Genomic DNA, 21395 nt, shown 5'->3' with positions numbered 1-21395 from the left:
CATGGCGAAGAGTGAGCACCAGGCGCCCCGGCGCCCGACACTGCGCATGGTGGCCGAACGGGCCGGTGTGTCGACGGCGACCGTATCGTATGTGTTCTCCGGACGCGCAGGGGCGGCGTCGGGCGCCGGCGTCGCCGAAGCCACGGCCGCACGCGTGCTGGCCGCAGCCGATGAGCTGAACTACCGCCCGAACAGTGCAGCGCGGGCGATCCGCACCGGACGCAGCGGCATGGTGCAGCTGTCGCTGCACATGCTGAGCGACCCGTGGTCGTTGGCGGTCGCCGACGCGGTGAACGCCGAGGCGAACAAGCACGGGCTCACCACGCTGATCCTCGCCGACGGCGATTGGCACGCGGCCCTCGACCGGGTCGAGAGCGACGTGGCGTACCTCGACGGCGTCGGCCTCGACGACGAGGCGCGGCAGAACCTCGACGACCTCGTGCGTCGCGGTCAGCGTCTCGTGGTGTTCTCCGAACATCTCGAACCCGAGGGCTTCGACGTGATCCGCTCGGATGCGATCCCCGGCTGCGAGATCGCGATGGACCATCTGCTGGAGCGGCACACCAGGATCGGATGCATCGCCGCGGAGGGCGCCGTGCGCCTCGCCGGCACGCAGATCACGCGCTACACGCCCTATGTCGAGAAGATGGCGGCCGCCGGCATCGAACCGGACCCGAGCTGGACGGTGACGTATGCCGACACCCAGGCGAGCGCCTTCACCGCCGCGGTGGAGCTGCTGTCGGGGGAGAACCGACCGCGAGCGGTGTACGCCACCACCGACTTCGCCGCGATCGCCGCGATCAACGCCGCGCACATGCTCGGCCTCCGGGTGCCGCACGACGTCGCGGTGGTGGGCGTGGGCAACACCCCGGACGCCCGCCTGATCGCGCCCACGCTCACGACCGTCGGTCCCACCGACTTCTACGAGCGGCAGGCGCGCATCATCGTCGACCGCGCCCTCGAGACCGACCCCACACCCGGGCGCCTGCACGACTTCGCGTGGACGCTCTTCCCCGGCGGATCGACCGACCTCGACGCCCCCGCACCGCGGGCCCGTTGACCTCGGCATCCTGCACAGACCCATCACACAGAAGGACCATCGTGGATCTCCAGATCGGCATCATCGGCTTCGGCGCGCGCTCGACCCTCCAGGAAGAGGTGCATCGCCCGGGACACGGCTCGCGCATCAGCGCCGTGTGCGATCTCGCACCGCGCGCTCGCGACGACGCCCGCGCTCTCGTGCCGGATGCGCTCGTCACCGACTCTCTCGACGAGCTGCTGGCCTCCGGCGTCGACGCCGTCATGGTGCTCACCCCCGACGACACGCACGCAGCCCTCAGCATCCGTGCCCTCGAAGCCGGAGTTCCGGTGTTCTGCGAGAAGCCCCTGGCGATCGACCTCGCCGACGCCGACGCGATGCTCGAGACCGCACGCCGCACCGGCACCGGGCTCTACATCGGCCACAACATGCGGCACATGCCCGTGATCACGCTGATGCGCGGTCTGATCCAGAGCGGACGCATCGGTCAGGTCAAGGCCGTCTGGGTGCGGCACTTCGTCGGTCACGGCGGCGACTTCTACTTCAAGGACTGGCACGCCGACCGTCGCCGCACCACCGGACTGCTGCTGCAGAAGGGCGCTCACGACATCGACATCATCCACTGGCTCGCCGGCGCCTACAGCGAGCGCGTCTCCGCGATGGGGGCGCTGAGCGTGTACGGCGACATCACCGACCGTCGTGACAGGGCGGGGGAGCGGATGCCCGACTGGTTCAGCATGGACAACTGGCCGCCGACGGCGCTGACCGGCCTGCACCCGGTGGTGGACGTCGAGGACATCTCGATGGTGAACATGCAGCTGGAGGGCGGCATCTTCGCGTCGTACCAGCAGTGCCATTTCACGCCCGACTACTGGCGCAACTACACCGTGATCGGCACCGAGGGCCGCATCGAGAACTTCGGCGACGTGGCCGGCAGTGAGGTCAAGCTGTGGAACCGGCGTCATGCCGGAGCGGCGGCGGCCGACGAGACCTTCATCGTCCCGGAGGTGCCCGACGCGGGTCACGACGGTGCGGACGCCCTGCTCGTCGCGGAGTTCCTGCGTTTTGTGCGCCACGGCGGACTCACCGAGACGTCGCCCGTCGCGGCCCGCGAGGCCGTCGCCGCCGGCATCCTCGCCACCGCGTCGCTGCGGGGTGACGGCTCCGCGATCGAGATCCCCCCGCTGGATTCCGAGCTCGTCGCCTACTTCGAGCGCGGGCAGGTCGAGGCCGCACTGGTATGAGTGCACCGCCGCCCTCGCGGTGCTGGGGTTGGGGATATACGTGCCCGCCTCCCTGGTGCAGCACCGCATCATCCTGACCGCCGGCCCTGCGTTCGCCGCCGACACCTTGGAGGTCCACGACTCCGTGCGGAGCGAGGGCGAGGTCCGTTCCCAGCATCTTCACAATCCTGAAATGTACAAACGTACATGTACGGATGTCCAAGGGGGCGGGATGAGGCAAGGGGAGCGTCGGCGACGTGACCCTGAGGCGCGCCGTCGGGAGATCGTGACCGCGACGGCCGAGCTCATCGTCGAGGTGGGCGCCGACGCCGTCACACACCGCATGGTGGCCGCGCGTGCCGGGGTGCCTCTCGGGGCGACGACGCAGTACTTCGACACCCTCGACGACCTCAGGGCCGCGGCCTTCCGTGCGCTCGCCGAAGAGGTCGACGCACGTCTCGACGGCGTGCGGCAGACCCTCGCCGAACGCGGTGACAGCCCCGACGTGATCGCCGCCCTCGTATTCGAGAGCATGGACGACCACCATGCCGTGCAGGCCGACCGCGCCGTGGTCACCGCCGCCGTGCACGATCCCCGCCTGCGGGATCTCGCCCGCCATCTGTCGGACCGCCTCGTCGACCTGCTCACGCCGACCTATGGCGAAGACCGTGCCAGAGCGGCGATGATCTTCATCGACGGCGTCATGTGGAGTATGCAGATCCGCGACGACCGTCTTGCCCAGTCCTTCATCGAGTCCGCACTGGCGCGGATCCTCGGAGACGACGTCTCCACCCCTTCCGCAGCGACAGCCATACCCTGACACCGAGGAAACCGCCTTGTCGAAACTCGCCATCCTGAGCCTGAAGAACCGCGCGCTCATCGCCCTCATCACCATCGTCGCGGCGGTGTTCGGCGGGCTCGCGCTCACGAACCTCAAGCAGGAACTCATCCCCTCGCTCGAGCTGCCGGCACTCGTCGTCATGACGACCTACCCCGGCGCTTCGCCCGAGGTGGTCGAGAACGACGTATCCACGCCGGTCGAGGCGGCGATCCAGGGCGTGCCCGGTTTGGAGTCGACCACCGCGACCAGCACCACGAACGCCTCGATCGTGCAGGCGATGTTCGCCTACGGAACGAATCTCGCCACGGCCGAGCAGAAGATCCAGCAGGCGATCAACCGCATCTCATCGCAGCTGCCGGAGGATGTGACCCCTCAGGTGCTGTCGGTCTCCATCGACGACTTCCCGGTGATCCAGGTCGCCGTCACCGGATTCGAGGATGCCGACAACGCCCAGGCCCAGCTCGAATCGGTCGCGATCCCCGAACTCGAAGACGTCGACGGCGTCAACGCGGCCGAGATCGTGGGTGGCGTCGGGCAGCGCATCAGCATCACGCCCGACGTGGCGAAGCTCGCCGCTGCCGGCCAGAGCACCTCGGCGATCAACGACGCACTCGACCAGAACGGCACGCTGTTCCCCGGTGGCGACATCACCGAGAACGGTCAGACGCTGACGGTGCAGACGGGCGCGAAGATCACCTCGGTCGAGGAGATCGCCGCCCTTCCGCTGGTCGGCACCGACGTCACGATCGGCGATGTCGCGACGGTCGTGCAGGAGTCCGACCCCGTCACCTCCATCTCCCGTGTCGACGGCAAGGATGCGCTGTCGATCTCCATCACCAAGCTCCCCGCGGCGAACACCGTGGAGGTGTCCAACGGCGTGATCGCCGCGCTCGACACGATCGGCGACGCCTTCCCGGACGCGACCTTCACCGTGATCTTCGACCAGGCGCCGTTCATCGTGCAGTCGATCGAGACGCTCGCCACCGAGGGAATGCTCGGCCTGGTGTTCGCGGTGCTCGTGATCCTCGTCTTCCTGATGTCGGTGCGCTCCACCCTCGTCACCGCGATCTCGATCCCCACCAGCGTGCTCATCACCTTCATCGGGCTGCAGGCGTTCGGCTACTCGCTGAACGTGCTCACCCTCGGTGCGCTCACTATCGCGATCGGTCGCGTGGTCGACGACTCCATCGTCGTGATCGAGAACATCAAACGTCACTACGTGGGCGATGCCGACAAGGGCGATGCGATCCGCCTCGCGGTGCGCGAGGTCGCGATGGCGATCACGGCGTCCACCATCACGACCGTGGCGGTCTTCCTGCCGATCGTCTTCGTCGGCGACATGGTCGGCGAGCTGTTCCGGCCGTTCGCGATGACGGTGACGATCGCGATGGTCGCCTCGCTCCTGGTCGCCCTGACGATCGTGCCGGTGCTCGCCTACTGGTTCCTCAGGCCGGGCAAGCCGTTGCTCGACGAGCACGGCGACGCGATCGACCCCGAGCACCCGGACGCGCCGCCGACGTGGCTGCAGCGCCAGTACCGGCCGATCCTGGGCTGGACGCTCAAGCACTCCGGTGTCACGGTGATCCTCGCGGTCGTCGTGCTCGGCGCCACGCTCGCCGCCGCGCCGCTGATGAAGGTCAACTTCCTCGGCGACTCCGGCCAGAACACCATGACGATCACGCAGGACCTCGGCCCGACGGCGAGCCTCGAGGCCAAGTCGGATGCGGCGGTGGCGGTCGAAGACGCCCTGCTCGACATCGACGGCATCGAGCACGTACAGGCCTCGATCGGCACCAGCGGTTCGGCGCTCAGCGACGCCTTCTCGGGCGGTGCGGGTGTCACGTACTCGGTGCTCACCGACTCGAACGCCGATCAGGAGAAGCTCCGCGCGGATGTGCAGGATGCGATCGACGGCCTTGGTGACGATGTCGGGGATGTCGCGGTCTCGGCCTCGGCCGGCTTCGGATCGAGCGACATCGAGATCACGGTCAGCGCCTCGAGCTCGGACGACCTCCAGACGGCGACCACCGCGCTGGTCAAGGAACTCGACGGGAAGGACGGCGTCGGCCAGGTGAGCGACAACCTCGCCGCGTCGCTGCCGTACATCGCCGTCGTGGTCGACAGGGAAGCCGCCGCCCAGCGTGGACTCTCCGAGGTCGCGGTCGGTGCCATCGTGTCGGGCACCATGCGTCCGCAGCAGGCAGGATCCGTCGAGATCGACGACACCGCGCTGACGGTCTACATCGTGACCCCGAACCCGCCGACCACGGTCGACGCGCTCAAGCAGCTCACCATCCCGACGCCGACCGGCATCGTGCAGCTGCAGGACATCGCGACCGTCGAGCAGCAGAACGGACCCACCTCGATCACCACGGAGCAGGGCCGTCGTACCGCGACGATCACCGTGCCGCCGGCGTCCGACAACCTCGCCACAGCCACGCAGTCCGTGAACACCGCGCTCGCGGCGGTCGACCTGCCCGACGGTGCATCCGCCGAGGTGGGCGGTGTCGCGTCGCAGCAGGCCGACTCGTTCTCGCAGCTGGGGCTGGCGATGCTCGCGGCGATCCTGATCGTCTATGTGGTCATGGTCGCGACCTTCAAGTCGCTGCGCCAGCCGCTGCTGCTGCTCATCTCGGTGCCGTTCGCGGCGACCGGGGCGATCCTGCTGCAGATCATCACGGGTGTGCCGCTCGGCGTCGCATCGTTGATCGGCGTGCTGATGCTCATCGGCATCGTGGTGACGAATGCGATCGTGCTCGTCGACCTCGTGAACCAGTACCGGGAGAAGGGTCTGTCGACCATCGAGGCGGTGAAGGCCGGTGGTGAGAAGCGTCTGCGACCGATCCTGATGACCGCACTCGCCACCATCCTCGCCCTCACTCCGATGGCCCTCGGCATCACGGGTCACGGCGGCTTCATCTCGCAGCCGCTCGCGATCGTCGTGATCGGCGGTCTGATCTCGTCGACGGTGCTGACGCTGATCGTGCTGCCCACGCTCTACAACCTCGTCGAGGGGGCCAAGGAACGACGCGCGGCGCGCAAGGCGGGAGGAACGGATGCCGGAGGAACCTCGGCTCCGGATGCTCCTGTCGGCCCGGATGCATCCGGTGCCGCCGTGGCGTCGGCTCAGCCGGTGCTGATCGATGCCTCGGGTCTGCCGCATGCGCCGCAGCTCACCCGCCGCGAGCTGCGCGAGCGCGGGGAGTAGCGCCTTCTCGGCGCCGCCCGGCCGAAACGGAGATCATGTGCGCCGCGGCCGGCGAGTCACCATCCGACTCGCCGGCGCGGCGTCATTCGCTCTCTGTTCTCGTCGGGGAGTTCGCGGCACGGCGCGTCGAGTCAGCTCAGCGTGATGCCCCAGTGCAGGGTCCAGGTCTCATCGGGGGTGAGCCGGCGGATGCCGAGGCCGCTGTTCAGGGCGTCGGCCGGTGCGGTCATCGGCTCGATCGCGACCGCGAGGCTCTGACCGGGATAAGCGGGTGTCGTGTACACCTGCACGTAGTCGAAACCCTCGCCCTGCCAGAGCGTCACGCGGCGACCGTCCGGCGCGGTGAGCGAATGGTGCACACGTCGGTCGGGATCACGGGCGAGATCCGTGAAGCCGGTGTCGAGGGTGACGTCTCCCAGTCGGACGCCCTCGCGCAGAGCGGCATCGGCCGGTCGGGTGCCGGTGGGGAGCATCCTGTCGTCGGTGTCGAACGCCGTCTCCGCGGGGATCCGCAGCACGAGGTCGTGCGGGTCCACGTCGCCGATCGTCACGAACGGGTGGGTGCCGAGGGCCACGGGCGCGGACGTGGTCGACCGGTTGGTGAGCGTGTGCGACACGTCGATGCCGTCGGGCGTGAGCGCGTACTCCACTGTCGTCTCGATCAGGTACGGGTATCCCGTCTGCGGGACGACGGTCGCACGCAGCACGGCTTCGCCCTCGGTGTGCGAGACCTCGTAGGCGGTGAAGCGCAACAGGCCGTGGCTCGCGTTGTTCAGCTTCGGCTCGGTGATCGCGAGTCTCCGTGCGGTGCCGTCGTCGTCCCACTCTCCGTCGCGCACCCGGTTCGGCCACGGGACGAGGACCACGCCGGAACAGGCCGGCGTGGGCAGCTCGAGAGGATACGGCGGTACGAGGTCGACATCGTCGATGCGCAGCGAACGCAAGGAGGCGCCGACCTGTGCGATCTGTGCGGTCACCCCGCCGCGTCGAAGGCTGATCTGGGCGCCGGTGGGGGAAGCGGTACTCACCTCGTCATCGTACGGCCACGATCGGGTCGGCGGTCTCTCAGGAGCGTCGGCTACACTTGAGCGGTCGGCTTCGGACACCCGCGCGTTGGCGCGGACGTTTTATGTGTGTGAAGTGTGAGTCCAGGGGCCGATGGTGAGCGTCGCTCGACGCTAATCAACCATCACATGAATGGCCCCGGCCGCTGACAGTCCGGAACCCCGCTGGTCGAGTTCGACCAGGCGCAGGGTGCTCGCGCGTGCGCGCGGCGCTGTTCTCGTGCGAGAACACAGAAAGACACCGCAATGCCGAAGAACAAGAAGCCCCGCGGCGGACGTCCGTCCGCGAACTTCGAACCGCGCTACGGCGCGAAGAAGACCTCTTTCCACGACCGTCACAACGGCGGCCCCGCCCGTGACGGCGCACGCGATGAGCGCGGCGGACGAGCGGATGCCGGCGACCGTCGCACCGCTGCATCCGCGGGAGGGTACGACCGTCGCCCCGGCAGCCGCAGCGCCGGCCACCGCGGCTACCGTCCGGCTGAAGCCGAGTCGGGTGCGCCCAAGCAGCGCTGGGGTGCGTCGGAGCGCGCCGGCCGCGACGAGGCGCGCGGGATCCGCAACCGCGCCGAGTCCGGGCGTCGCGAGGCCCCGCACCACCGCAACGACGAGCGCTCCGAGCGCCCTCGCTACAACGACCGCCCCAGCGCCGGAGGCCGTTTCGACGACCGTCCGCGTCGCGACGACCGCGGCGGACAGCGCCAGACCGGACAGCGCCCGACCGGGCCCGGCACCTACCGCGACGACCGCGGCGGCGACCGCCCCCGGTTCGACCGCGACGACCGTGCGCGTCGCGATGACCGCGGCGCCGGCACCCAGCGTCAGGGCTTCCGTGACAACGACCACCGCGATGGCGGGCGTCCGGGTCGCGACGACCGGCGTGGTGCCGAGCGTCCGCGGTTCGACCGTGACCGCGGCACCGAGCGTCCTCGGTTCGACCGTGACGACCGCCCGCGTCGCGATGACCGCGCCGGTGACCGCACCCGGTCGAACGATCGCGGCACCGAGCGCCCCGAGCGTTCATACGACGCCGACCGCGCGCGTCGCGCTTTCGACCGTGACCGCACACAGCGTTCGTACGAGGGCGGCCGCGACGAGCGTTCGCGTCCGTCGACCGGTGGCGCGTACCGCACCGAGCGCCCGCGCCCGCTGACCTCGGACACCCGTGGGCGCCCGGCCCGCAACGAGCGACCGAGCCGCAACGACTGGAACGCCACCAGCCGTCCTGCATCGACCGGAGCGAAGTTCACGCCGGGCGATGACGTCGTGCACGAGCGCCTCGAGGCGAAGTCCGTCGCGGCGGTCGAGGTCGACGGTGTGACCTTCGGCGACCTCGGTCTCGGATCAAACATCGTCGAGACCCTCGTCGGTATGGGTGCGGCCACGCCGTTCCCGATCCAGGCTGCCAGCATCCCCGCCGTCCTCGCCGGGCGCGACGTGCTCGCCCGCGGCCGTACCGGCTCCGGCAAGACCATCGCCTTCGGCGCGCCGCTCGTCGAGCGCGTGCTGCAGTCGCAGGCCGGCAAGCGCCGTGAATTCGGGCGGTCGCCGCGCGCGATCATCCTCGCTCCGACGCGTGAGCTCGCGCTGCAGATCGACCGCACCATCCAGCCGATCGCCCGCAGCGTCGGGCTGTTCACCACGCAGATCTACGGTGGCGTGCCGCAGGGGCGTCAGGTGGGCGCGCTCAAGAAGGGCGTCGACATCGTGATCGGCACCCCCGGTCGTGTCGAGGACCTCATCAACCAGGGCAAGCTCGACCTCTCGGACTGCCGCATCGCGGTGCTCGACGAGGCCGACCACATGTGCGAGCTCGGCTTCGTCGAACCGGTGCAGCGCATCCTGCGTCACACCGCCGACGGCAGCCAGAAGCTGCTGTTCTCGGCCACGCTCGACCGTGAGGTCGCCGCACTCGTCGACGAGTTCCTCGTCGACCCGGCCGTGTACGAGGTCGCAGGTGAAGACCAGGACTCCAGCACGATCGAGCACCGCGTGCTCGTGATCGAGCACCGCGACAAGGCCGACATCCTCACGTCGCTCGTCGACCGCGACGGCAAGACGTTGGTGTTCGCCCGTACCCGCGCCTACGCCGACATGCTCGCGGAGCAGTTCGACGACGCCGGCATCCCGGCCGTCTCACTGCACGGTGACCTGAACCAGGCCAAGCGCACGCGCAACCTCGAGCGTCTGACGTCGGGGCGCGTGAGCGTGCTCGTCGCCACGGATGTCGCCGCCCGCGGCATCCATGTCGACGATATCGATCTGGTCGTCCAGGCCGATGCGCCCGACGAGTACAAGACGTACCTGCACCGCTCGGGCCGTACGGGTCGTGCCGGCCGCGCAGGTCGAGTCGTCACGCTGATCACGCGTCAGCGTCAGCGCCGCATGAGTGAGCTGCTCGAGCGCGCCGAGATCGATGCGCCGTTCGAGAACGCCCGTCTCGACGACGACGTGATCGAGGAGATCGCCGGTCGCGTTCCGACCGCGGCAGACCTCACCTCCTGAGTCGGTCGGTCGCCGGCTGCGACCGCGCACAACGAGGACGATCCTGCAGAAGGGCCCCGGGAAGCACGTTCCCGGGGCCCTTCGGCGTCGTCTCTCCGGAGTTGTGAACGTTCGGAAGCGAGCGCTCCGAGGTTCCGTGCCGAGATGACGCCTTCCACGGGATGATGACGGTGGATGGTGTCGCAGTGTCGGCCCGGGTCGCGCGAAGCTACCCTGAGAGGGTCTCGGAACCTGACCTCGACGGTCGGTGCGGGCGCGAGAGGAGAGCACGATGGGCGTCGTATTCCCGGCGGAATCATTCTCGATCACGACCGCCGACGGTGACATCGTCATGCTTCGTATCTGCGATTTGTGCGGTGCTGCTGTCGTCGAAGCCGAAGGTACCGATCTCGCGTTCCACAAGCGCTGGCACCGGATGACCGGGTCGGGCAACTGGGTCGACCCCGATACCCGCCGTCACCACGGTCCCGCGAGTCCATTCACCCCGAACGGATCGGCCTGACGGGCAGCCACGAGTGCGGTCTCATCGCGCGCGGCGGCGCGGAGCGTCGGTCAGGACAGCTCGTGCACGTGCACGGCGGAGGTCAGGTTCGTGCCGTTGAGGTCGAGATAGATCACGTTCTCGGTCACGGTAAGGGTCATGGTGTTGCGGCGCTCGATCAGGGCTGACGCGGTCTCGATGAATCCGGGGTCGAAGCTGTGGAGGCGGATGTCCTCGCGGCGGTGGATGCGCTTGTCGGTCCACGGCGCCATCACCTTGGCGGGGTCGCGGTGGGTGTACACCACGGTGCGCTCGGCGAGCCTGCTGCCGTAGTGCAGCCGCTCGGCGTCGGGCGCCCCGATCTCGACCCAGACGGTGACGAGGCCGGTGAGGTCGCGCACGAGCACTGCGGGCTCTTCCGTCGAGGAGATGCTGCCGCCGAATGCGATGCCTTCGGCGAACTCGAGCCCGTAGGCCAGCACGCGTGTGAGCATGTACGCATCGGTCTCGGACGGATGCCGGGCCACGCGCAACGAGTAGTCCTCGTAGACTCCGCGATCGGTGTCAGCGAGCTGCACCTCGAATGTGTGGACTGTCGAACCGATCGCCATGATCCTCGAGCCTACGCGGCTGCGGGATGCGCGCCCGACCGCGAGGTCAGAAGAGCATCGGCTGCGCGGGCGATGCCTCGGCTCGGGCGCTGGGGGTGAACCGCACCGCGGTCGCGGCGGCAGCACTCGTCTGCACATGGCCCTGCCCCGGTCGGAGCCCGCGCCGGGGGTAGTCGTCTTCGTGGCGGCCATCCAGTCCGTGCATGCGGATGAGCGGACGGGTGCGCTTGGCGAGCCACTGCCGGTATCCCTTCGGCGCCTCGGCGGAAGCCCCGGGATACAGCCCCCGGTACGACGAGACGAGGTCGGGACGATGAGTGTCGAGCCATTGGAAGAACCACGGCTTGACGCCCGGTCGCAGATGCAGGGCGCCGTAGATGACGCTACGCGCCCCCGCCTCCTTGATGCGCACGAGGGCACTGTCGATCGCGGCGAGCGAATCGGTCATGTGCGGCATGATCGGCATGAGGAACACGGTCACGGGGAACCCGGCGTCGGCCAGAGCCCGCACGGTGTCGAGCCGGGCCTGCGTGGTCGGGGCTCCGGGCTCGATCGCCTTCTGCAGGTCGTCGTCGTACATCGCGATCGACATCTGCACGTCGATCGGCACGCGCTCGGCGGCTTTGGCGAGCAGGGGGATGTCACGGCGGATCAGCGTGCCCTTGGTCAGGATCGATATGGGGGTGTCGGATCCCGCGAGCGTCTCGATGATGCCGGGCATGAGCTTGTATCGCCCCTCGGCGCGCTGGTACGGATCGGTGTTCGTGCCCAGGGCCACGGTCTCGTGCTCCCAGCTGCCTTTGCGCAGCTCTCGTGCGAGCACCTCGACGACGTTCACCTTCACCACGATCTGCGAGTCGAAGTCGGACCCGCCGTCGAGGTCGAGGTACTCGTGCGTGCCGCGGGCGAAGCAGTAGACGCAGGCATGCGAGCATCCGCGGTAGGGGTTGATCGTCCACGCGAACGGCATGCGCGAGGCACCGGGGACGTGGTTGAGAGCAGACTTCGACAGCACCTCGTGGAACGTCATGCCGGCGAACTCGGGGGTGGTCACCGAGCGCAGCACACTCGAGCGGTCTTCGAGGCCGGGCAGCGCCGCCGCGTCCGTCTCTCCGAGCTTCTGTCCCTGCCACCTCATTCGACCATTCGAACAGAAAGACGAAGATATCGCAAGACAGTCTGCTACATATCTTCGAATGAGAAGATGGATCAATGCCCTTCCTGCCGCACGCTCAGCATGCGGCTCCGCGGTCGCCGATCCGCGGGCCCGCATTGCCGATCGGCGTCGCCCTCACTGCCATCGGCATCCTGCTCTCGATCGGTTCCGGACCGGTGTCCTCCTCAGGTGCCGATCCGATGCCGGTGCCGGTCGCGGTCATGCAGGTTCCGCCGGTCAGGGTGGCCGCGACGACCGCGGCCGACCCCTGTGCCGAGCCTTCGGTGCAGCAGGCGATCGCGAGCGGCGACGATGCGGCGGCGATCGCGGGCTTCGGCGGCGGTGCTGCCTTCCGCGAGGCGGTCGTCGCGGGGAACGCTCCGTGCGTCTCGCTCACCGATCCTGCGCGCCTCTGGGTCGTGGTGAACAAGTCGCTGCCGCTGAACCCGCCCGAGTACGAGCCGGCGAATCTCGACTCCGTGCCGCTGCAGATGACGACACCCTCGGGGCGCGTGCGCTCCGACGTGGCCGCGGCGGTCGGGCGGATGGCGGATGCCGCCGCAGCCGCGGGCGTGGGACGCATCGGCGCGAACAACGGCTACCGCTCCTACGGACTGCAGGTGACGACGTACGGATCCCACGTGCGATCACAGGGGCAGGCCGAGGCGGATGCGGGCTCGGCGCGCCCCGGCCACAGCGAGCACCAGACGGGCCTCGCACTCGACGTGGTCGCCTGCGGCACGGGGTGCGGGGGCCTCGACCGCTTCGGAGGGACCGCGCAGAGCGACTGGGTCGCCGCTCATGCCTGGGAGTACGGCTTCATCGTGCGTTACGAGCAGGTCGGCACCCCCGTGACGGGGTATGCGCCGGAGCCGTGGCATCTCCGCTACGTCGGAGTCGACCTCGCCGCGGCCTATCACGAGGGCGGATTCCACACGCTCGAAGAGTTCTTCGGCCTTCCTGCCGCGCCGGATTACGCGCACTGAATCGGGGGCTGGAGCCCCGGTTGCGGCATCCGACAAGCGCGGTACCCAGTGTCACGATTTATGGGATGCATTCTCACAACGTCCTGTCCCGCGTCCCCTCAGCGACATAGAATCACCGGAGCAACGATGCATGAGACGTTCAGGAGGACGGCATGGAACGCGACATCTACGACGAGGATCACGAGGCTTTCCGGGACCTGGTCAAGGACTTCGTCAAGCGCCACGTGACAGGCGAAGCGATCGAGCGGTGGGATGCCGCCGGTGAGATCGACCGGGGGACCATGCGCGCCGCCGGCGAAGCGGGTCTGATCGGCCTGTCGGTCCCCGAGGAGTTCGGTGGCGCCGGGATGCTGCAGGACTACCGCTTCCGCACGATCGTCATGGAAGAGGTCATCGCCGCAGGTGCCGGTTCGCTGGCGGGGGCCTTCGGCATCCAGGACGACCTGGCCGTGCCCTACCTCGTGCACATGGGAACGCAGGAGCAGAAGGAGAAGTGGCTGCCCCGCATGGCCACGGGTGAGGTGCTCGGCGCACTCGCCATGACCGATCCGGGAGCGGGTTCGGATCTGCGTGGCATCAAGACCAACGCCAAGAAGGTCGACGGCGGCTACATCCTCAACGGCGCGAAGACGTTCATCTCCTCGGGCACGACGGCCGACGTGGTCGTCACGTTCGTCAAGACCGGTGAGGGCAACCGTCCCGACGCGTTCAGCCTGCTGCTCGTGGAGAAGGGCATGGAGGGCTTCGACCAGGGCAAGAAGCTCAGCAAGATGGGTTTCCACGGCTGGGACACGGCCGAGCTCAGCTTCACCGACGTGTTCGTCCCCGACGAGAACCTCATCAGCGGCAAGGAGGGCCAGGGCTTCATCCAGCTGATGCTGAACCTGCCGCTCGAGCGTCTCTCGATCGGCGTCGCCGCGGCCGCAGCCGCACAGGCCGCCCTCGACTGGACCATCGCCTACACGAAGGATCGCGAGGCGTTCGGTGAGCGCATCGCCGACTTCCAGAACACCCGCTTCCGGCTCGCCGACATGTCTGCGACCACCGATGCGATGTGGGCGTACATCGACCGCGCACTGCTCGCCTACAAGGACAACACGCTCACCGCGGAGGATGCGGCGAAGGTCAAGTTCTGGGCGACCGAGCGCGAGTGGGAGGTGCTCGACACAGGCGTGCAGCTGCACGGCGGATACGGCTACATCATGGAGTACCCGATCGCGCGCGCCTTCACCGACGCCCGGGTCCACCGCATCTACGGCGGCACGAACGAGATCATGCGCGATCTCGTCGGCCGTCAGATCGTCGGCAAGCGCTGAGATCGTGCACCTGAAGGGGCCCCGGATGCGACGTCCGGGGCCTCTTCCCGTCTCGGCCGGATCGTCGTCGAGGCGTGGACACGGGTGCTGCCGCCGGGTTGAATCGAGGGCATGACGACCTTGTTCCGGCAGATCATGGAAGACCACGTCGCGCGGGGCACCGCTCCGGGGATCATCGGCGTGCTCGGCGCTCCTGGCGGGGCCATCGAGATCGTCACGGCCGGCGATCTCCCGGCGGATGCGATCGTCCGCATCCAGTCGATGACGAAGCCGATCCTCGCGGTCGCGGCGCTGAGGCTCGTGCAGGAGGGACGCCTCCGGCTCGATGACCCTGTGGAGCGATGGCTGCCTGAACTCGCCGACCGCTGGGTGCTGCGCGCTCCGGACGCCCCGCTCGACGACGTCGTACCCGCGACGACGCCGATCACGCTGCGGCACCTGCTCACGAACACCTCCGGATACGGGGTGCAGGTCGTGCCGTCCCCGCTGGCGGAGGCGATGATCGGGAACCGGACGGCCGCAGGGCAGGAACCTGTCGCGATGGGCGCTCAGGAGTGGCTGGACGCGCTGGCCGTGCTCCCGCTGGCCTTCGAACCCGGCATCGGATGGCGTTACCACCACTCCTTCGGGATCCTCGGGATCCTGCTCTCGCGGGTGGTCGACGGTTCGCTGGAGGATCATCTGCGACGCGACCTCTTCGCCCCGCTCGGCATGGTCGACACCGGGTACGCGGTGCCCCTCGACGAGGCGTACCGGCTGCCCGCCGCGTATCGCCACGAGCACGGCGCCCTGGTCGAGATCGAGCCCGCCGCCGGGGGCTTCTCCGTCGCGCCCGCTCCGTTCGACCTCAGTCATTCGGAGCTCGTGTCGACCGCGGCCGACTATGCGGCTTTCGCGGGGATGGTCGCCGCAGGGGGACGGCATGACGGCAACGTCATCATCGACCCCGAACTGCTCGCGCTGATGCGTACCGACCAGGTGCCGTCGAGCGCGAAGACCGACGACAGCTTCTTCCCGGGATTCTGGGAGGGCACGGGCTGGGGGTTCGGCGTCGCGGTGCAGACCGAGGGAGAGAACGCGGGTCGCCACGGCTGGTCGGGCGGGCAGGGGACGGACTTCTGGGTCGATCCCGACGGCTCCTTCGGGATCGTGCTGAGTCAGGTCGAGATGGGCCCGGAGATCATGGGGCTGTTCGCCGACGTGCAGTGACGATCTCCGGCACCGCCGGGCGTCGCTCGGTGTGCTCGGAATGCCGGTGCACCGATATTCATTCGAATATAGCTTCGAATTTCGGTGGTGGTCGCGGTAAAATCGAGTATGTCGAATTTGACCGCGTTGCATGAGGCGATGTCTCGCTTGGATGAGGTGTGGGCGGGGCGGGTGTGGGGGATTCGGGGGAGTTGTCGCGGGAGCAGTTGGTCGTGGTGAGTGCGTCGATCGGGGTGTTGCGGCGTCGGTTGGATGCGGTGCATGTGTCGGTGGCGGCGTGTATCTCTCGGGAGTCGCGTGCGGAGTTGGGTGCGGGGAGTCTGGCGAAGCAGCAGGGTTTCCGTAGTCCGGCGACGTTGATCGCGGCCGCGACGGGGGTGTCGACGGGTGAGGCGTCGCGTCTTGTCAGGGTGGGTGAGGCGACGGCGCCGCGGAGTGATCTTCTGGGGGCGCGTCTGCCGGCGAGGTATCCGTTGGTGAGTGCGGCGTTGGATGCGGGGGTGCTGGGGGCTCCGGCGGCGGCTTTGATCATCGCGGCGCTGGATCGGTGCCGGGTTGTGGCGGGGGTGGAGCGGATCGCTGAGGGGGAGCGGATGCTGGTGGAGAAGGCGGCAGGGCTCGCGCTCGATGGTGTGCGCATGCTCGTGGTGCGGGTGGAGGCGTGGCTTGACCCGGATGGGGTGGAGCCGCGTGAGGACGAGCGCCGTGGCAGGCGGGCGTTGTCGCTGTTCGAGCGGGACGGGATGGTGCATCTGAACGCGGTGCTCGATGTGGAGACCGCGGCGCCGGTGGTGACGGCGATCCGGGGGTTCGTGACGGCGGTGTTCGCGGCGCGGAAGGATGCTCCCGATGCGGGCGCTCCTGATGGGGATCGGCGGACGGTGCCGATGATCCAGGCGGATGCTCTTTCGGTGTTCTGCGCGCATGTGCTCGGGTGTGAGCGGCGGGTTCCGGTGGCGGGTGCGAGGGTGATCGTGCGGGTGGGTCTCGATGATCTGGAGGCCGGGACCGGGTCGGCGACCGTGGATGGTGTGGATCAGCCGGTCAGTGTCGGGGCGGCGCGGCGGATGGCGGCCGGGGGTGGCGTGATCCCGTGTGTTCTCGGTGGGGACAGTGAGGTTCTCGATTGGGGGCGGGAGAAACGGTTGTTCACCCGGGCGCAACGGCTGGCGTTGGTGGAGCGTGACGGGGGATGCGCGATGTGCGGTTTGCCGCCGGAGATGACGAGGGCGCATCACATCCGCTGGTGGACACGCGATCGCGGGCCGACCGATCTCTCCAACGGGGTGCTGCTGTGTGAGACGTGTCACCATCGCATCCACGACAACGGGTGGGAGATCCGCATCGACGCTCCCGGGACCGGAACCAGAACCGGGAGTGGGACCGGGACCGGAACCGGGAGTGGGACCGGGACCGGAGCCGGGAGTGGGACCGGGACCGGAGCCGGGAGTGGGGGTGGAGCGCGGGTGTGGTTCATTCCGCCGCGATACGTCGACCCACAGCAGGCCCCGAGGCTCGGCGGGCGCGCACGCTTCGACATCGCCGCCTGACGACGACGCCCGCCTGACGACGACGCCGGCCTGATCACGCGGTGCCTGATGACGCGGTGCCTGATGACGCGGTGCCTGATGACGCGGTGCCTGATGACGTCGATGCGTGACGTCGGCGCCTGTGCTCTCGAGGCTCAGCGATGCCTGCGGACTCAGGCCCTGCGGACTCCGGCCCCGTCGCCACCGGTCGCACCGACTCCGGCTCTGCGCAGACGATCGGCGACCAGAATGCCGAGGGCCGTGCCGCCCACGCAGCTCGCGATGGTCACGACAAAGAACGCGATCTGGGCGAAGAACGACATCGACCCGAGATCGAACCATGCCCACGCGGAGATCGGGTACACGATGCCGACCGTGACCGCACCGAGATAGTGCATCCACGTGCCCCAGTAGCGCCAGAGCACGAAGAGGAACGGCAGCTCCGTGAATGCCGCCCACCAGAGATTGGTCAGCACGGTGCGGAAACCATACCCGGAGAACGGCACCATGACGAGGCCGGCGATCAGGGCAACGAGCAGGCCGACGAGTGGGCGACGCAGCAGCCGCAGCGCGATCACCGACGGCAGCAGCCAGAGACCGGCGAGCGCCATGCCCACGAACGGGAGCGGCCCGGTCAGCACGGTCGAGAACCAGTTCATCGGTGCGAGCAGCACCGCTCCGGCGACGCCGAGTGCCGCGCAGGTCAGCAGGATGGCGGTAGGGAAGCGGAACCGTCCGCCGGTGCGGGGCGTCCGGCCCGCGGCATCCGCGCTCACGCCAGGGGCTCCGCGGCAGCTTCGCGGGCGGCCTTCGACGCCGGGGAGGCCGCACCGATCTTCCAGTATCCGCAGAAGCTCACGGCGTTCTTGTCCACCCCGCGCTCGCCGACGAGGTGTTTGCGGGCACCCGATGCGAGCGCCTGCTCACCCGCCGCGTACGCATGGAACGGGGCCTCCGGCAGCGCGGTGCGGCCGAGCGTCTCCAGCGCGAGGGAGCCGGGGGCGACATCGTGCGGGCGCACGATCCACACCACCTCGATGCCGGCGGGACGGGCGAACTCCAGAGCATCCTCTTCGCTCGGCGTCTCGACGATCGCGGTGCCGACGGCGTCGACCGGCAGCGAGGCGCAGATCGAGGAGATCGCGGGCAGGGCGGTCTCATCGCCGACCAGCACGACACGATCCGTTCCGCGCTGCGGATTGAAGGTGAGGCCCTCGTCGATGATCAGCACGTGCTCGCCCGGCCGGCAGGCCTCGGCCCACCGAGACGCCGGGCCGGCCGTTCCGTCGGCCGCCGAGCCGTGCAGCACGAAATCCACGTCGATCTCGGCGCCGGCGTCAGCCGTGGCCGATCGATATGCCCGCACGCTGTAGTTGCGCATCACCGGACGTTCGCCGTCGGGGATGCGCAGGAACTTCAGGTAGCCGAACATCTTGTTGGCCTTCGCCGGCACCCGGTCGAGGCCCGCGTCGCCGCCGATGGGCAGGAACAGCCGGAACCACTGGTCGAACCCCATCGGGCGGAACTTCTCGATCTCGCCGCCGCCGAGCGTCACCCTGATCCAGTGCGACGACAGGCGTTCCGTACGCAGCACCACCAGGTGGATGAGCTCGGTCGTCTCGGGCTTGACCATCTTGCTGAATGCCATCGGGTGCCTTTCAGGGAAGCTGCCAGGGGAAGAAGGCGACGAAGATGGCCGCGGATGCCAGCAGGGTCGCGATGGTGAAGACGGTGTCGCGTGTGCGGAACGGGACGAGGTGCCGCTCGGTGCGGGTGGGATGCGCACCGAACGCGCGCGAGTCCATCGCCAGCGCCACTCGCTCGGCGTGACGGATCGCGCCGGCGAGGAGCGGCACGATGTAGCCCCACCCGCGGGCGATGCGGGCGAACGGTCCGCGTCCGCCGTGGTAACCGCGCACCCGGTGGGCCGCCCGGATCACGGCGAGCTCATGCCCGAACCGCGGCACGAACCGGAACGCTGCCAGTGCCGTGTAGCCGATCCGGTACGGCACCCGCAGCTGCTGCACACTGGCGCGCACGAGGTCGGGCCCACTGGTCGTGAGCCCGCCGACGAGCGCGAGAGCGACGATCGATCCGAGCCGCAGCGCCGTCGCGAAGCCGATCAGGAGCGCTCCGCTGTAGAGGGTCCAGTCGCCGATCCGCAAGACGGGGGAACTGCCCGCGACGAGTCCGGTGTCGACCCATACGGAGAACCCGATGCCCACCAGGAGCATGCCGGCCGGGAGACCGAGCAGCAGGAGAGCGAGGAGCCGAACCGTGAGACGCGCCCCGACCAGGATCAGCGCGTAGGCGAGAATCAGGAAAGCGGCGGGCGTCGTCAGGTCGCGCACGAACACGAGCAGGACCATCGCCGGCGCGAACCCGGCGACCTTCGCGAGCGGATTCAACGCATGCAGGAACTGCCGCCGCGACGTCGCCGTGATACGTGCGTACGGATCGAAGGTCGTCGTGGTCACGCGGTCGCCCCGAGCCCGGCCGAGGCCAGCACGCGCTGCAGCGGGGGCAGGCGCAGCCCCGCGTCGGCGAACAGCCGCTCGTCCTGCAGCAGGGTGGCGGTGGGGCCGACCGCCTGCACCCGGCCGGCCGCCAGGACCACGACGTGGCTGGTGTGCTCGGCCACGAGCTGGAGGTCGTGCGTGACGATCACGATGGTCGTGCCTTCAGCGCGCAGGCTCTGCAGCAGGTCGAGCAGCTCGGCGGCTCTGGCGCGATCCTGGCCGAACGTGGGCTCGTCGAGCGCCAGCACCCGCGGGCGGGTGATCAGGGCCGTCCCCACCGACAGTCTTCGCTTCTCGCCGCCGGAGAGCAGGAACGGATGCACGCCCGCCTTGTGCTCGAGGCCGAAGCGGGCCAGCATCTCGCCGACCCTGGTCGAGATCTCGTCATCCGATACGTGCCGCAGCCGCAGTCCGTGGGCCAGCTCGTCGAACACCGTGGGGGCGATGAACTGGTGCTCGGGATTCTGGAAGACGAACCCGATGCGGGCGGCGAGGTCGCGCGGCGATGCGGTGCCCGGATCGATCCCGTCGACCCGCACCTGGCCACGAGGCGGTGGCACGACCCCTGCGAGCGCCTGGATCAGCGTCGTCTTGCCCGCGCCGTTCGCACCGACGATCGCCGTGAGGCTGCCCGGTTCGAGATCGAGATCGATCCCGTGCAGGATCTCGGTGCGGCGTCGGCGCACGGTCAGCCCGCGAGCGCGGATGATCGGATCGACACGTGCCGTCGCCTCGCCGGAGGGTGGAGAGATCTCGTCGGCTGCGCGCCGAGGGGTGGAGGGCGAGACGTCCTCACGATCGAGCGCTGCGGCGAGCTCCTGCGGCGACAGCGGCAGGGGGGCGAGCGAGAATCCCCGTTCCCGAAGGCGGAGTGCCGCCAGGGTGACAGCGGGAAGCCACACTCCCATCCGGACCAGCTCATCCGCGTGGTCGCGGATGACTTCGGCCGCCGGCCCGTCGAAGGCGACCCGGCCGTCGCCGTCGAGCACGATCGCGCGCGTGACGAAAGCCATCGCCGCGTCGAGGTTGTGCTCCACGAGCAGGATCGCGCGGTCGCCGGTCGCGACGACCTCCGAGAGGGCGGCGTACACGTCGTCGATGCCCTGGGGATCGAGGTTCGCCGTCGGCTCGTCGAGCACGATGAGCGGAGAGCCCATCGCCAGGGCTCCGGCGATCGCGAGTCGCTGCCTTCCGCCGCCGGAGAGGTGGTCGGGGTTCTCGTCGCGCCGTTCCCAGAGTCCGACCCGACGCAGTGCCTCCTCGACGCGACTTTCGACCACGTCGAGCGGAAGCCGCAGGTTCTCGGGGCCGAACGCGACCTCGTCGTAGACGCTGCCGGTGACGATCTGCGCATCGGGATCCTGGAAGACCATCGCGACGTGTGTGCTCAGCGTGGCCGTCTGCGCGCTGGCAGTGTCGATGCCCCCGGCTTCGACGGTGCCGACCAGCGTCGCGGGGAGGGCGTGGGGGATCAGTCCGTTGAGCGCGAGGGTGAGCGTCGACTTGCCGGAACCGGAGGGACCGAGCAGGAGCACGACCTCTCCGGCATCGATGTCGAACGTCACGTCGCGCGGCGAGGGGTGCGCCGCATCGGCGTGGGTGAGGGAGAGGTCACGCACGCGGAGCAGGGGCGCGGATGGGCGCACGGCGAAGTCCCGGGTCGGCGGATCGTACGCTTCTAACTTAGCTGAGCCTTACCTGATTCTCC

Annotated in this window: 17 protein-coding genes; 10 read left to right on the top strand and 7 right to left on the bottom strand. The window is 69.0% G+C overall.

All coding sequences use genetic code 11. The features are described 5' to 3' along the window. Position 1 precedes the first annotated feature (1 nt). From ACLFA2_RS05715 to ACLFA2_RS05700, 4 genes are all read left to right on the top strand, one after another. Complete coding sequence (locus ACLFA2_RS05715; protein WP_136023799.1) at positions 2-1060, top strand: LacI family DNA-binding transcriptional regulator; 1059 nt, start codon at positions 2-4, stop codon at positions 1058-1060. Between the two features lie 41 nt (positions 1061-1101). Then, complete coding sequence (locus tag ACLFA2_RS05710; protein ID WP_426622190.1) at positions 1102-2283, top strand: Gfo/Idh/MocA family protein; 1182 nt, start codon at positions 1102-1104, stop codon at positions 2281-2283. Positions 2284-2494: 211 nt separating this feature from the next. Next, positions 2495-3082 (top strand): TetR/AcrR family transcriptional regulator, encoded by a 588-nt coding sequence (locus ACLFA2_RS05705; protein ID WP_029265279.1) that lies wholly within the window; start codon positions 2495-2497, stop codon positions 3080-3082. Positions 3083-3098: 16 nt separating this feature from the next. After that, positions 3099-6311: an efflux RND transporter permease subunit gene (locus ACLFA2_RS05700; RefSeq protein WP_426622189.1), complete on the top strand. Its 3213-nt coding sequence runs from the start codon at positions 3099-3101 to the stop codon at positions 6309-6311. A gap of 131 nt (positions 6312-6442) precedes the next feature. On the opposite strand, the gene ACLFA2_RS05695 is transcribed toward ACLFA2_RS05700, so the two are convergent. Beyond that, positions 6443-7339 carry an aldose 1-epimerase family protein gene (locus tag ACLFA2_RS05695; protein ID WP_426622188.1) on the bottom strand — a complete coding sequence of 299 codons (897 nt, stop codon included), beginning with the start codon at positions 7337-7339 and terminating at the stop codon, positions 6443-6445. A 282-nt stretch (positions 7340-7621) separates the two neighbouring features. Between ACLFA2_RS05695 and ACLFA2_RS05690 the strand changes: the two genes are divergently transcribed. Further along, positions 7622-9880, top strand: coding sequence for a DEAD/DEAH box helicase (locus ACLFA2_RS05690; RefSeq protein WP_347124701.1), 2259 nt, complete (start codon positions 7622-7624; stop codon positions 9878-9880). A 271-nt stretch (positions 9881-10151) separates the two neighbouring features. After that, positions 10152-10382 (top strand): histidine ammonia-lyase, encoded by a 231-nt coding sequence (locus ACLFA2_RS05685; protein WP_292768098.1) that lies wholly within the window; start codon positions 10152-10154, stop codon positions 10380-10382. 50 nt (positions 10383-10432) lie between these two features. Here ACLFA2_RS05685 and ACLFA2_RS05680 read toward each other — a convergent pair whose 3' ends face one another. Together ACLFA2_RS05680 and ACLFA2_RS05675 are read right to left on the bottom strand one after the other, a co-directional pair. After that, positions 10433-10972 (bottom strand): YaeQ family protein, encoded by a 540-nt coding sequence (locus tag ACLFA2_RS05680; RefSeq protein WP_029259835.1) that lies wholly within the window; start codon positions 10970-10972, stop codon positions 10433-10435. A gap of 46 nt (positions 10973-11018) precedes the next feature. Beyond that, positions 11019-12110, bottom strand: coding sequence for an Rv2578c family radical SAM protein (locus ACLFA2_RS05675; RefSeq protein ID WP_426622187.1), 1092 nt, complete (start codon positions 12108-12110; stop codon positions 11019-11021). A gap of 74 nt (positions 12111-12184) precedes the next feature. Between ACLFA2_RS05675 and ACLFA2_RS05670 the strand changes: the two genes are divergently transcribed. The 4 genes from ACLFA2_RS05670 to ACLFA2_RS05655 all read left to right on the top strand — a co-directional run bounded on the left by ACLFA2_RS05670 (position 12185) and on the right by ACLFA2_RS05655 (position 17189). Continuing rightward, positions 12185-13114, top strand: coding sequence for a M15 family metallopeptidase (locus ACLFA2_RS05670; protein ID WP_426622186.1), 930 nt, complete (start codon positions 12185-12187; stop codon positions 13112-13114). 152 nt (positions 13115-13266) lie between these two features. Continuing rightward, on the top strand, positions 13267-14430 hold the full coding sequence (locus ACLFA2_RS05665) for an acyl-CoA dehydrogenase family protein (RefSeq protein ID WP_029265285.1): 1164 nt from the start codon (positions 13267-13269) through the stop codon (positions 14428-14430). 111 nt (positions 14431-14541) lie between these two features. Further along, the gene (locus ACLFA2_RS05660; RefSeq protein ID WP_426622185.1) at positions 14542-15639 is read left to right on the top strand and encodes a serine hydrolase domain-containing protein; all 1098 of its coding nucleotides are present in this window, start codon (positions 14542-14544) and stop codon (positions 15637-15639) included. 212 nt (positions 15640-15851) lie between these two features. Further along, positions 15852-17189 carry a DUF222 domain-containing protein gene (locus ACLFA2_RS05655; protein ID WP_426622184.1) on the top strand — a complete coding sequence of 446 codons (1338 nt, stop codon included), beginning with the start codon at positions 15852-15854 and terminating at the stop codon, positions 17187-17189. A 152-nt stretch (positions 17190-17341) separates the two neighbouring features. Here the strand turns inward: ACLFA2_RS05655 and ACLFA2_RS05650 are convergent, their stop codons facing one another. Genes ACLFA2_RS05650 through ACLFA2_RS05635 form a run of 4 tightly spaced genes read right to left on the bottom strand, consistent with a single transcriptional unit; the run spans position 17342 to position 21333 of the window. Beyond that, positions 17342-17944: an ECF transporter S component gene (locus tag ACLFA2_RS05650; RefSeq protein ID WP_426622183.1), complete on the bottom strand. Its 603-nt coding sequence runs from the start codon at positions 17942-17944 to the stop codon at positions 17342-17344. Then, a complete protein-coding gene (locus tag ACLFA2_RS05645; RefSeq protein WP_426622182.1) occupies positions 17941-18816 on the bottom strand; it encodes a siderophore-interacting protein in 876 nt (291 codons plus the stop codon). Before ACLFA2_RS05645 ends, ACLFA2_RS05650 begins: the two co-directional genes overlap by 4 nt. Before the next feature lie 10 nt (positions 18817-18826). After that, positions 18827-19645, bottom strand: a complete 819-nt coding sequence (locus ACLFA2_RS05640) for an energy-coupling factor transporter transmembrane component T family protein (protein WP_426622181.1) — start codon at positions 19643-19645, stop codon at positions 18827-18829. Beyond that, positions 19642-21333 carry an ABC transporter ATP-binding protein gene (locus ACLFA2_RS05635; RefSeq protein WP_426622180.1) on the bottom strand — a complete coding sequence of 564 codons (1692 nt, stop codon included), beginning with the start codon at positions 21331-21333 and terminating at the stop codon, positions 19642-19644. The genes ACLFA2_RS05640 and ACLFA2_RS05635 overlap by 4 nt, the downstream gene beginning before the upstream one ends. Positions 21334-21395 lie beyond the last annotated feature (62 nt).

Origin of the sequence: Microbacterium sp. As-52 (assembly GCF_049949185.1) — a bacterium.
GTDB lineage: Bacteria > Actinomycetota > Actinomycetes > Actinomycetales > Microbacteriaceae > Microbacterium > Microbacterium maritypicum_A.
This window is presented reverse-complemented; position numbering and strand designations above follow the sequence as displayed.